The sequence below is a fragment of the Kitasatospora sp. NPDC047058 genome (assembly GCF_040643935.1).
Classification (GTDB): Bacteria; Actinomycetota; Actinomycetes; order Streptomycetales; family Streptomycetaceae; genus Kitasatospora.
Genome location: NZ_JBEYVJ010000223.1, coordinates 1 through 11,999 on the forward strand (window position 1 = coordinate 1; position 11,999 = coordinate 11,999).

Here is an 11,999-nt window from a genome sequence, read left to right on the forward strand (position 1 = left end):
GTCGTCGGCCCCGCCACCGGTACCATGCTGATGTAAATTATCAACCGGGACTCGAAGCGAGCCCCTCCCGGGGCGGGGCCGCCCCGGAAGGGGCCGGGGGTGCCGGTGCCTCAGCGCGGGTGCGGGTGGTGGTGCTCCGCGGCGGCCTCGGCGGCGATGACGGCGGCCTGGAGGCGGCGTTCGACGCCGAGCTTGGCGAGCAGGCGCGAGACGTGGTTCTTCACCGTCTTCTCGGCCAGGTAGAGCTCCTCGCCGATCTGCCGGTTCGTCTTGCCCTCGCCCACCAGGGCCAGGATCTCCCGCTCCCGGGGCGTGAGCGCGGCGAGCGCGGCGTCGGTGGCGCTCTCCTCGTGGTGGCGCAGGCTCTCCATCAGCTGGCGGGTCGTCGCCGGATCGAGCATGGACTGGCCCGAGGCCACCGTGCGCACCGCGCTGACCAGGTCGGCGCCCTTGACCTGCTTCAGCACGTACCCGGCCGCGCCCGCCATGATCGCGTCCAGCAGGGCGTCGTCGTCGTCGAAGGAGGTCAGCATCAGACAGGCCAGGCCGGGCATCCGGTCGCGCAGCTCCCGGCAGACGGTCACCCCGTCGCCGTCCGGCAGCCGCACGTCGAGCACGGCCACGTCCGGGCGCAGCGCCGGCACCCGGGCGAGGGCCTGCGCACAGGTGCCGGCCTCCCCGACGACCACGATGTCCGGCTCGGCCTCCAGCAGGTCGCGGACGCCCCGCCGGACCACCTCGTGGTCGTCCAGCAGGAACACCCGTACCGGTCCGTCCGACGCGGCGGGCTGGGGTGTGTCCATGACCTGCTCCCTCGGTGTTCACGGACCGCGTGTTCACGGACCGCGTGCGCAGGGACCCGGTGCCCATGGACGGGGTGTCCGTGCGCGGGCCGGGTGCGCGGGCGGCGGCACCACCGATTCTGCGCCGCCGCGCCGCACGCCGCACGGGCGTCTCATCCGAGGATCTTGGCCTTGGCGCGCTCGTACTCCGCGTCCGTGAGCTTGCCGCTGTTGTGCAGCTCGGCGAGCGTGGCCAGGCCGTCGGCCGCGGTCGGGGCGGAGGGGCCGGTGGCGGCGGCGTCGCGCACGTAGGAGCGGAACTCCGCGTCACGCTGCTTCGCCTCGGTCATTTCGCGCTGTCCCATGCCCTTGCCGCGGGCGATCAGGTAGACGAAGACCCCGAGGAAGGGCAGGAAGACGACGAAGACGGCCCATCCTGCCTTGGCCCAGCCGCTCAGGGCATCGTCCCTGAAGAGGTCGGCGAGGATCCGGAAGAGCAGCATGAACCAGAGGATCCAGAGGAAGATCAGGCAGGTGGTCCAGAAGATGTTGAGCACGGGGTAGTCGGCTGCGAGGTTCACCGAAGTGTGCATGGCCGTCTCCTTTGCTTTCGGGTGGAGGGGGCTGTGGGTTCTGTGCGGTGTGCGGTGTCCGGTCGGCGGACCGGCGCCCGGTCACGGCGGCGTGTCGCTGCGCTCCGGCGGCACGTCGGCCGGCCTGCCGACCCGGCCGGTGGCCGCGATCAGCGCCAGGACGGCGAGCACCGCGAGGAGGATCAGGACGAGCAACAGCACGGTCAGGACCGTGGGGTGGTTCCAGAGGGCGAAGACCAGGGCCAGGATCAGGACCGCGGCGAGGATGAGCCAGCGGCGGTGGGCCTGGGTCCAGGTGCCGACCCGGCCGGTGTGCACCCCGTGCGAGTCGCCCCAGCGGGCGGCGGAGTCGGCCATGTGGTCCGCCCCGCCCTGGACGGCGCGCGGGAAGCGTCCGGCGCCGGAGAGGTAGGCACCGAGCGCCACCACGATGCCCAGCACGATCCCGGTGCGCAAGCTGATCCGCAGGAAGTGCAGCAGCGTGTCGAAGATCGCGGCCGCGGCCGCCTCGGACTGCACTTCGGCCGGCAGGTGGTCGAGGTAGTAGTGGCGGGCGATGACCAGGGCGATCGCCACGACCAGGCAGCCGGCGGCGGCGCCGAGGGCCGTGGTCACCAGGGCCCGCCGTCTGCGCCGGGCCAGCAGCACGCCGGCCAGGCCGAGGAGCACGGTGATGACGGGCAGCCAGTTGCCGATGACGTCCAGGGCGTGCGCGGCACCGCGGATCTTCTGCAGCTTGTCCGACTTGAACAGCACCAGCTGCTTGTTCACCTCGGGGATCTTGTCCGCCGGGGAGACGCCCGCGGCCACCAGCTCGTCCTTCAGCTTGTCGACGGCCACCCCGACGTTGAGGGTCACCGTCCCGCCGGAGACGTCGACCGCGCCCTTGCCGTGGCCGGTGAGCACCTGGACCACGGCCTGGTGGGCGGCGCGGTTCGCCTCGGTCCACGTGTTCGCGAAGGCCTCGCTGTGCACGACCCTGGTCGCGACCTTGTTGACCACCTGGTCCACCGCGTCGTCGAGCTTGGGCCCGAGGGACTTGACCGCCGCGGCGGCCTTCGGCGGCAGGCCCTGGGACTCCAGCCAGGCGGCCACCTCCGAGGTGACCTCGTTGCCGTCCACCTTGACGTCCACCGCGTGGGTGATCCGGTTGACGGCGGCGTCCTGGATCGCGGGATTGGTCGCCAGCGGGGACATCGTGGCGACGTACTGGTCGGTGTCCAGCGCGATGTCGTGCACCCAGACAGTGAGCAGGGAGACCGGCACGAGGATGCAGGTCAGCGTGATCAGCACCGCCGAGACGGTGCTCATGACGATCCGCCCGGCCCGCGAGGGACGCTTGGTCCCGGCGGACGGCCTGCTGCCCTGCGGCCCGTCGCCCGGAGGCCCGCCGCCCGGGGGCCCGCCTGCCGGAGGTCCGCCGCTCGGAGGCCCGCCTGCCGGGGGCCCGCCTGCCGGGGGCCCGCCTGCCGGAGGTCCGCCGCTCGGGGGCGCGCCTGCCGGGGGCCCGCCGCTCGGAGGCCCGCCTGCCGGAGGTCCGCCCTCCGGCGGCCCGTTCTCCGGCGGATCGGGCGGAGGAGGCGCGGGTGGCCCGTTCATCAGCTCTCCCAGCACTCGGTGCGCGGCCGTAGCGCCGCTGACCACCATTCCCACGCGCGACACGCTTCCCGGCACCCCGGGATGGGCTGTCCGGGCGACAGAGGCGGGCCCGGCGACGCACGCGGCCGCCTCACCGCCTCACCCGCACCCGAAACCGCTTACTCCGCCCTCCGTCGCCCGGACGGTGGCAGAGTTACCCCCATGTGCGGCCGATTCGTCTCCACCACGACACCCCAAGACCTCGTACAGCTGCTCGGGGTGACCAGTTGGACCCCGGTCGAGACCCTCGCCCCGAGCTGGAACGTGGCGCCCACCGACCCGGTGTGGTCGGTGCTGGAGCGGGTGGACCACGAGACCGGCGAGCTCACCCGCCGGCTGCGCCCGCTCCGCTGGGGGCTCGTCCCCTCCTGGGCGAAGGACCCGAACGGCGGGGCCCGGATGATCAACGCCCGAGCCGAGACGGTGCACCAGAAGCCCGCGTTCCGCTCAGCGTTCGCCAAGCGCCGCTGCGTCCTCCCCGCGGACGGCTACTACGAGTGGGTCCCGGTGCCCGCCGGGGACGGCCGCAAGGCGTACAAGCAGCCGTACTACCTGCACCCGCGCTCGGGCGGGCCGCTGGTGATGGCCGGGCTGTACGAGTTCTGGCGCGACGGCTCCGTCCCCGAGGACGACCCGGCGGCGTGGCTGGCGACAGCCACCGTGATCACCACCGACGCGACCGACGCCGCGGGGCGGGTCCATGACCGGATGCCGCTCACCATCGCCCCGGACGACCTGGACGCCTGGCTCGACCCCGAGCACACCGACCCGGCCGGGCTGCGGCGGCTGCTGCACACCCCGGGCGGCGACGAGTTCGCGGTGCGGCCGGTCTCCACCGCCGTGAACAGCGTCCGCAACAACGGCGCCGCCCTGCTGGACGCCGTACCGGACCCGCTCGGCCACGGCGACGAGGCGCGCGGCTGACCGGACGGCCCGGCTGACCAGGTAGCGCCGCTTGCCAGGTGGCCCGGGCGACCGCCCGGCCCGGCCGACCGGCTGGCCCGGTGGGGGCGCGGCCGTCACGATGAAGGGAACGCCGCTGTTCCGGCCGTGTTCCGGCAGCGCGTCGGCCTTTGCCCGGGGCCCGGCACGCCGGGGCGCCGGGGCCGGGTGCGCGGGGAGCGCGGCCTGCGGCCTGCGGAGAGGACGCCCGATGGACATCACGTGGGACCTGCTGGTCACGGGACCGGCCGATGCGCGGCAGACCGCGCTGCTGCTCCCCGGCGGGCTCACCGCCGCCCGGTCGTACGACGAGCTGATGGCGGAGCCCGCGCTCGCCGGCACCAGGCTGGTCGCCGCGACGCTGCCCGGGCACGCCGGGACGGCACCGCCGGAGGACTTCACGATCGCCACGCTGGCCCGGCACACCGCCCGGCTGGTCGACGAGCAGTCCTGCGACGTGGTGGTGGGGTTCAGCATGGGCGCCACCGTCGCGCTCGACATGGTCGCGACCGGTGCGTTCACCGGTCCGGCCGTGCTGCTGGGCATCAGCATGTCGCCCACGGACGAGCCCGCGTTCTTCCGCGCCGTCTGCCGGCTCGGCGACGTCCTCGGCTCGCTCCCCTCGGCCGCCCTGCTGAAGCTCATGGGCCCGTTCTCCCGCGGCATGCAGGTGCCGCCCGAGCGGCGGGCCGAGCTGCTCGCCGACCTGCGGCGCAACGATCCGCACGTGGTGCGCGGCATCCTCCACGGCTACCTGTCCTACCTCAACGAGCCCGGGCAGCCGGCCGAGCGCCTGTGCGCGGCCGGCGTGCCGGTCTGGGTGGTGCACGCCGAGAAGGGCGACGGCGCGCTCACCGCCGACGAGCGGAGCACCCTGGAGGCCTGCCCGCACGCGGCGGTGGTGACGATCCCCGGCACCAGCTTCTTCCTCCCCAACGAGGAGCCGCGGAGGGTCGCGGAGGTCGTGGCCGAGGCGCTGGCGGCCGCGCGGCCCCGCTGAACGGGGCGGGACCCACCGCCGGTGTCAGAGCAGGGCCGCCGGCGCACCGGAGACCCCGGCCGCCCGCTCCGCCGACCCGCCGCGGATGGCGGAGGTGATGGCGGCGGCCCAGTCGGCGGGGTGGTGGTCGCCGATCAGGCCGGCCAGCCGTTCCAGCCGCCGGCGGCGTTCCCCGGGCGGCAGGGTCAGCGCCCGGTCCAGGGTCTCGACCAGGTCGGCGGGCGAGTGCGGGTCGGTGAGCAGCGCGGCACTGCCGAGCTGGTCCGCCGCACCGGCGTGACGGGAGAGCACCAGCACGCCCGACCGGCCGACGGCCCGCTGGGCGGCGATGAACTCCTTCGCGGTCAGATTCATCCCGTCCTGCAGGGAGGTCACCCAGAACACGTCGGCAGCGAGGTAGTGGTCGACCACCTCGGTGAACGGCAGGCTGTGCGGCAGGTACTCGACGGGCTGCCAACCACCCTTCCCCCAGGCCTGGTTGACCTCGGCGATCCGGCGCTCCAGGGCACGCCGGGTGGCGTCGTACGAGGTGATGCCGGGCTCGGGCGGCGGGCAGACCAGGCGGAACCGCAGCCGGCCGCGCAGCCCGGGGCGGCGGGCGAGCAGGGCGGCGACGGCCTCGACCTTCTGCACGGGGGCCTTGGCGTAGTCGAGGCGCTCGACGGAGAGCACCAACGGGCCTGCGGCCACCGCCGTCCGCGCCCCGGTACGCCGTGCCCCGGTACGCCGGCGCCCGCGGGCCCGGGCCAGCGTGGTGATGGCGTCCCGGTCGACGCCGAGCGGATGCACGCCGACGCGCGGCAACGCACCCGGGGTGCCGGCCAGCACCCGCCGGAACTGCTCCGCGAAGGTCTCGGTGTGGAAGCCGGCCCAGTCCAGGCGGCTCAGCGAGGCGCGGACCTCCGGGGCGGTGGGCAGCGCCGCGAAGACGTCCGGCGCGGGGAAGGGCGTGTGGTGGAACAGGCCGATCCGCAGGTCGGGCCGGAGCGGGCGGAGCAGCCCGGGGACGAGCCACAGGTTGTAGTCGTGCAGCCAGACGGTGGCGCCCGGCGCGGCCCGGCCGGCGATGTGGTCGGCGAAGCGGGCGTTCACCTCGCGGTAGCGGATCCAGGTGTCCGGGTCGAAGCGCAGCCGCCGGGGCTGGGACATCAGGACCGGCCAGAGCGTCTCCTTGCAGGCGCGGTGGAAGTAGGCGGTCCACTCGGCGGGGCTCAGCCGGACGAAGGAGAGCGGCAGGCCGGTGTCGTGCCCCTCCAGACCGGCCGGCCGCGCGTGCGGGCCGAGCACGGCGGCGGTGGCCCAGAGGGCCTGCGGGTTGGCGGTGAGCAGGCTGCGCAGGGTGGGCAGGATGCCGTTGGGGCTCGCGGGCGGCTGCCAGCCACCGGGGCCCGGCTGAACGGGCGGCCGGTGGTAGCCGACCACCAGCGGGTACTCGCGCTCCACCCAGCCGAGGTCCTGCAGCGCGGTCAGGATGCCGGCGGCGCCGGGCCGGTCGGGCCGGTGCACGGCGGCGTCCTCGGGGACGGCGGCGAGCAGGGCGGGTTCGGCGTTGCCGACGATCACGCCGTGCGCCCCGAGCCCGTACAGCGACAGGTCGTTGAGCGAGTCGCCGGCGACCAGGACCGAATCCATCGGCCAGTGCTGATCGGCGGCGAGGGCCGCCAGCGCACCGCCCTTGCCGGCGCCGGGTGGCAGCACGTCGAAGTAGCGGTCCGCCGAGTACAGCCAGGTGCAGCCCAACGCTTCCACGGCGTCGGTGAGTTCAGGGGTCAGGTGTCCGGGGTCCAGGTGGAACGAGCAGCGGCCGTCCTGGACCACGCCGTGCTGGTACTCCAGCCCGGGGAAGCGGCGTAACGCGGCCCGCACCCGTTCCGCCCCCGGCCAGCCGGCCCGCAGCCGGCGCTGCAGGCCCTCGGCCGGGGTCTGGTCCGTGCCGTCGATCACGCTGGCACCGACGTCGGCGATGATCCAGCGCGGTCTGGGCACCAGCCGGTCCCGCAGGACCTCGCGGACGGAGGACAGCCCGCGGCCGGTCGCGAAGACCACGGTCACCTCGGGGTGCCGGGCGAGTGCGGCGTGCAGCCGGCGGCGGTCGGCGCGGTCACCGCCGAGGAGGGTGCCGTCGAGGTCGGTGACCAGGACGCGGGCGGGGTGCCCCGGCCGGGACGGTACGCTGCCCTCGGCCGGCAGGGTGCTCGTCCGGCCGTTCGCCGCCCGCCCGTTGGCGCCCTGCCCGTTCGTCCCCGGTTCCGCCATGCTGCCGCCCCCTCGCCGCTGGACACGTGGACGTGCGCCCCGACCGGCGGGCCGGGGCGCACGTCGGATCAGGATCATCGGACGCTAACACGAACCCATCACCGAGTGAATTGGGCGTGCCACGGCGGGCGACGGCCGGGATCGCACGCTGCCGGCGCGCTGGTGGTGCGCCTGGCCAGCAGCTGTGCGCCGGGCGCACGGAGGTGCAACGACCGGCGGGCGTACGGTCAGCGGTGCGGTACGCGGGCGAGCCACTCCCGCAGTTCGGCGGCGTCCGGGGCCCGGCTGGAGCCCGGACCGGTGGTGGCCGCGGCACCGCAGGCGACGGCGGCGGCGAGGCAGTCGGGCACCTCCCGTCCGCGCAGCCGGGCGTGCAGGAAGCCGGCGTTGAAGCAGTCCCCCGCGCCGGTGGTGTCCACCACCCCGGCCGGTGCGGCCGCCACGTCGTACCGCTTGCCGTCCCGGACGGCGGAAGCCCCGCCGGCGCCGCGCTTGACGACCACCGTGCGGACGAGCCCGCCCAGCAGGTCCAGCGCCTCGTCGACCTCGCCCGTACCGGTCAGCCGCAGCGCCTCGTCGGCGTTGGGCGCGAACACGTCCACCTGGGCGAGGACTTCGCGCACCGTGGGGGTGTCCAGGGTGCCGGGCACGTCCTGGCAGTCCATGAACACCTCCGTCCCGAGCCGGCGTGCCAGCCGCAGCGCTTCCAGCACCTCGGCGCCGTATCGGAGTTGGGGAAGGAGCAGCACCGCGGGGCGGTGGTCGCGCAGCAGCGCGGCGAGCGGCCGGCCGGTGACCTGGTCCTGATAGCTGACCATGGCCCGGTCGCCGGGGGCCGACAGCGCGACCGTCACGCTGCGCAGCGGACCGGGGTGATGGCGGAAGGCGGTCTCGTCCAGCCCCTCCGCCCGGGCCGCGGCCAGGACCTGGCCGCTGAACAGGTCGGTCCCGAAGTCGGTGGACCAGACGACGTCGTGGCCCAGCCGGTGCAACGCCATCGCCGGGGTGTAGGCGCCGCCGGGCAGCAGGTCGAGCGCCCCCGCGAACACCTCCGCTCCGGGGCGGACCGGACCGCCCAGCTCGCGGAAGACCAGGTCGGCGAAGTACGCGCCCACCACCAGCACCTCCCGGCCCCGCACCGCTCCCCGCCCGTTCCCGCTCGCCGCGCCACCGTCAGCCATCCGCCCGCCACCCTCCCGCCGTCGACCGTCCACCACTGATCCCCCCTCCCCGGACCGGCGGCGTCCGAAGCACCGCCGGCCGGTTCACGACGGGACTGCGGCGCTCGATGAGGACGACGTCGGGCCACGCGCCGTGGTGGCGGCCGAGCCGCTCGCGGGTGCCGCTCGCCCGGAAGCCGGCCTTCGCGTGCACGGCGGGGCTCGCGGTGTTCTCGGCGAAGCCCCGGACTGCGCGCGCCGTACCGGTCTAGGGTCGGCGGCGCAGGGCGTGCCGGTCCGCCCAGGCCGCGATCGCCCCGGCGAGCAGGGCGGGCTGGTCCTCCGGTGTGTGGTGGCCGGCGACGGCCGCGAGGCGCTCGGTCTCCAGCCCGGCGATGTTCGCCTCGCACCACGCGACGATGCCCTCGTGCATCATCGCCCCCGGCCCCGGCCCGAAGGTGATCAGGAGCTTGGGCACCTCGGGGCTGGCCGCCAGCCACCGGTCGTACGCCTCGATCCGGGCGACGACCTTGGCGGGTTCACCGCCCAGCGGCATCGAGCGGGGCCACTGCAGCAGCGGCCGCCGGCTCTCCCGGGTCGGGTAGGGGCTGCGGTAGACGTCGAGGTCGGTGGGGTCGAGCGCGGTGGCGACGGTGCCCGGCAGGGCCTGCTCGATGAAGGCGTTGTCGTCGAGGATCATCGCCTCGCCGATGCCGTCCGTCTTGATCGCCCGGAACAGCTCCCGGCCGCCTTCCGGGAACTCCTCCCAGGTCATCGGCTTGACGATGGTCTCGGTGAAGGCGATGCCGCGCACCCGGCCGGGGTGGCGGGCGGCCCAGTCGAAGGCCAGGGCTCCGCCCCAGTCGTGGCCGACCAGGATCACGTCCCGGAGGTCGAGCGCGTCGAACCAGGCGTCCAGGTAGCGGGCGTGGTCGGCGAAGTCGTAGCCGATGGCGGGTTTGCCCGACTCGCCCATGCCGATGAGGTCGGGGGCGAGCAGCCGCCCCTCGCCGACGGCGGGCATGACGTGCCGCCAGAGGTGGGACCAGGTCGGGTTGCCGTGGAGGAAGACGACCGGCGTCCCGGTGCCGGACTCCCGGTGGTGGATGGTCGAACCGAGGAGGTGCTGAACGGCCATGGTGGTGCTGTCCTTTCTCGACGGGTCTGTGCGGGCGGGTTCGTTCAGCGGAAGGCGGCGGCGTTGCGGGCGGCCCAGGCGGCGAAGGTGCCCGGGGCCCGGCCGAGGACGTGTTCGACGTCGGGGCTCACCTGCTGCTCCTCCGCGGTCGGTGCGCCCAGGATGGCCAGGGTGCCCTCGACCACGGGAAGTGGCATGAAGGCGGCCAGCTGCTCGTGCGCCTGCGCGCGGGTCTGCTCGGTGAACCGGACGGGTTCGCCGAGCGCGGCCGCGATCGCCGCGGCCCGCTCGCGCGGGGTGGTGGGGGCGGGGCCGGTCAGGGTGTAGGTGGCGCCGGTGTGGGTGTCCCCGCGCAGGGCGGCGGCGGCGACCGCGGCCACGTCCTCGGGGTCGACGAAGGGCAGGCCGACGTCTCCGAACGGCGCCTCGGCGGCGCGGCGGGCGCGGACCGACTCGGCCCAGGCGAAGGCGTTGGTGGCCATCCCGCCCGAGCGCAGCACCGTCCAGTCGAGTCCGGACGCGCGGACGGCCGCCTCGAACCGGACCGGGTGCCGGTACACGTCCGGGCGGGTTCCGGCGCCCTGCGAGGAGAGCAGCACCACCCGGCGGACGCCGGCCCGCTTCGCCTCGTCCAGGATGCCGTCCGGGTCCTCCCCCGCCACCAGCAGGAACAGGACGTCGGCCCCTTCGAACGCGGCCCGCAGCCCGGCCGGTTCGGCCAGGTCGGCGGTCACGGCGCGGACGCCCGGCGGCACGTCGGCGTCGGTGATGCGCCGGGCCACGGCCGTCACCGGGACCCCTGCGTCGGTGAGCAGCCGGACCAGCGCCCGCCCCACGTTCCCGGTCGCACCCGTCACCACGATCACGTCGATCTCCCCTGTCGAAGTTGCGAGTAAGTCAGCTGGCTGACTAACTTCGTCGAGCCGAAACCGTAGCAGCCCGATCGCCGCCGGTCTACAGTTAGTCGGGTGACTGACTCAATCGATTCCCGCCCGGGCACAGCGGAGGCCACGGCTGTGGAGGCCGGGGCCGCGGAGGCCGCTGAAACCCCGAATGCCGCCAGGGCCGCTAGGAGCGCCAAAGCCGCGAAGACGGCCGACAAGCGCCGCCGGCTCACCGCCGCGGCCGCGCAGGTCCTGCACGAGCAGGGCGTCGAGCGGACCACCATCGCCGACATCGCCCGCGCCGCCGACGTGCCGACCGGCAACGTGTACTACTACTTCAAGACCAAGGACGACCTGGTCAGGGCCGCTCTCACCGAGCACACCGGCTACCTGGAGGCCCTCACCGCCGAACTCGACCGGCTCCCCGAGCCGCGCGAGCGCCTCAAGGGCCTGGTGGCCGCCTGGGTCCGCCAGCGGGACACCGCCGCCCGCTACGGCTGCCCCACCGGTACGCTCGCCGTCGAGCTCGACAAGCGCGACGACGGCGGCCTCGACGAGGCGGTGGGCCTGGTCATCCGCCGGCTGCTGCAGTGGGTCGAGGAGCAGTACCGGCAGCTGGGCGCGGCCGACCCCGGTGGCCTCGCGGTCGCCCTGGTCGGCGCCTACCAGGGCATGTCCCTGCTCTCCAACGCCCTGCGCGACCCCGGGATCATGACCCGCGAGGGCGCCCGGCTGACGGCGTGGATCGACGCCACGGTCTGACCCGCCCGGCTCCGGACGGGCCGCCGCCGGCCCCGCCCCGCCCCCTAAAGCGCGACCAGGCGGGCGGCGGCCGCGTCCAGCAGCAACTCCAGGGCGAACGGGTAGCCGCTGCCGCGCATGTCGGCCGCCAGCAGGCGGGCCGTCGCCGCGATGTTCGGGTGGGTGGCGGCGGGCAGCCTCGCGTAGTTCGCCTGCCAGACCGCCAGATCGGCCGCCTGTGCCGCGGGCGGCAGCGCCAGCGCGGCCGCGTCCTGGGCGGCGAAGGCGAGCGCCTGGTCCACGAAGGCGTGGTAGATCCGGACCGCCTCCGCGTCCGGGAAGCCCGCCCGGCGCAGCACACCGAGGATCGCCTCCACGGCCCGGGCCTCGTTCTCCCGGCCGGTCGTGCGGTGGGCGGCCAGCATGGCCGCCTGGGGGTGCGCCTGGTACGCGGCGTGGATGCGCAGCCCGATCGCGCGCAGGTCGGCCTGCCAGTCGCCGGTGGCCTGCCAGCCGTACTGGGCGCGTCCGATCAGCTCGTCGGCGACGGCCAGCAGCAGGTCGTCGGTGTTGTGGAAGTAGCGGTAGAGGGAGCTGGGGTCGGCGCCGAGTGCGGCGCCGAGCCGGCGCACCGAGAGGGCTCCCGCGCCGTGGCGGCCGATCAGCTGCAGGGCCGTCTCCACGATGACCTGCTCGGAGAGCACCGTGCCCTGCTTGGTCGGTCTCCTGCGCCGCCGCTGGGACTCCGGTATCACGCGTTCGCTCATGCCGCGGAGCCTACGACAACGGCATTGTCCTTTGAAGGGTCCGGGTGGCGGCGGTTTCCGTCGCCGGCCGCCGGCGATGCCTCCGGGGAAGGCACGGC

General features: G+C 74.9%; 11 protein-coding genes and 1 pseudogene. 3 read left to right on the top strand and 9 right to left on the bottom strand.

The window, feature by feature from the left end; translation table 11 throughout:
- Positions 1 to 110 precede the first annotated feature (110 nt).
- The 3 genes from ABZ885_RS26675 to ABZ885_RS26685 form a co-directional block, all read right to left on the bottom strand.
- Positions 111 to 803 carry a response regulator transcription factor gene (locus ABZ885_RS26675; RefSeq protein ID WP_360193571.1) on the bottom strand — a complete coding sequence of 231 codons (693 nt, stop codon included), beginning with the start codon at positions 801 to 803 and terminating at the stop codon, positions 111 to 113.
- 152 nt (positions 804 to 955) lie between these two features.
- Complete coding sequence (locus tag ABZ885_RS26680; protein WP_360193574.1) at positions 956 to 1,375, bottom strand: SHOCT domain-containing protein; 420 nt, start codon at positions 1,373 to 1,375, stop codon at positions 956 to 958.
- 81 nt (positions 1,376 to 1,456) lie between these two features.
- Positions 1,457 to 2,686, bottom strand: a complete 1,230-nt coding sequence (locus ABZ885_RS26685; protein ID WP_360193577.1) for a hypothetical protein — start codon at positions 2,684 to 2,686, stop codon at positions 1,457 to 1,459.
- Positions 2,687 to 3,175: 489 nt separating this feature from the next.
- On the opposite strand from ABZ885_RS26685, the gene ABZ885_RS26690 reads away from it, so the two are divergent.
- A complete protein-coding gene (locus ABZ885_RS26690) occupies positions 3,176 to 3,937 on the top strand; it encodes an SOS response-associated peptidase (protein WP_360193580.1) in 762 nt (253 codons plus the stop codon).
- Positions 3,938 to 4,166: 229 nt separating this feature from the next.
- Positions 4,167 to 4,955, top strand: coding sequence for an alpha/beta hydrolase (locus ABZ885_RS26695; protein ID WP_360193583.1), 789 nt, complete (start codon positions 4,167 to 4,169; stop codon positions 4,953 to 4,955).
- A 24-nt stretch (positions 4,956 to 4,979) separates the two neighbouring features.
- Here ABZ885_RS26695 and ABZ885_RS26700 read toward each other — a convergent pair whose 3' ends face one another.
- The 5 genes and pseudogenes from ABZ885_RS26700 to ABZ885_RS26720 all read right to left on the bottom strand — a co-directional run bounded on the left by ABZ885_RS26700 (position 4,980) and on the right by ABZ885_RS26720 (position 10,375).
- The gene (locus tag ABZ885_RS26700; protein ID WP_360193586.1) at positions 4,980 to 7,211 is read right to left on the bottom strand and encodes a trehalose-6-phosphate synthase; all 2,232 of its coding nucleotides are present in this window, start codon (positions 7,209 to 7,211) and stop codon (positions 4,980 to 4,982) included.
- A gap of 227 nt (positions 7,212 to 7,438) precedes the next feature.
- Positions 7,439 to 8,392 carry a carbohydrate kinase family protein gene (locus ABZ885_RS26705; RefSeq protein ID WP_360193589.1) on the bottom strand — a complete coding sequence of 318 codons (954 nt, stop codon included), beginning with the start codon at positions 8,390 to 8,392 and terminating at the stop codon, positions 7,439 to 7,441.
- 85 nt (positions 8,393 to 8,477) lie between these two features.
- Positions 8,478 to 8,615, bottom strand: a pseudogene (locus tag ABZ885_RS26710) (N-acetyltransferase); the annotation flags it as partial.
- A gap of 24 nt (positions 8,616 to 8,639) precedes the next feature.
- Positions 8,640 to 9,557, bottom strand: a complete 918-nt coding sequence (locus tag ABZ885_RS26715; RefSeq protein WP_360193601.1) for a haloalkane dehalogenase — start codon at positions 9,555 to 9,557, stop codon at positions 8,640 to 8,642.
- Complete coding sequence (locus tag ABZ885_RS26720) at positions 9,554 to 10,375, bottom strand: NAD(P)H-binding protein (RefSeq protein WP_360193592.1); 822 nt, start codon at positions 10,373 to 10,375, stop codon at positions 9,554 to 9,556. Before ABZ885_RS26720 ends, ABZ885_RS26715 begins: the two co-directional genes overlap by 4 nt.
- A gap of 102 nt (positions 10,376 to 10,477) precedes the next feature.
- Here ABZ885_RS26720 and ABZ885_RS26725 point away from each other — a divergent pair, with 102 nt between their 5' ends.
- Positions 10,478 to 11,155 (top strand): TetR/AcrR family transcriptional regulator, encoded by a 678-nt coding sequence (locus ABZ885_RS26725; protein ID WP_360193595.1) that lies wholly within the window; start codon positions 10,478 to 10,480, stop codon positions 11,153 to 11,155.
- Positions 11,156 to 11,199: 44 nt separating this feature from the next.
- On the opposite strand, the gene ABZ885_RS26730 is transcribed toward ABZ885_RS26725, so the two are convergent.
- Positions 11,200 to 11,901 carry a TetR/AcrR family transcriptional regulator gene (locus tag ABZ885_RS26730; RefSeq protein WP_360193598.1) on the bottom strand — a complete coding sequence of 234 codons (702 nt, stop codon included), beginning with the start codon at positions 11,899 to 11,901 and terminating at the stop codon, positions 11,200 to 11,202.
- Positions 11,902 to 11,999: the final 98 nt, after the last annotated feature.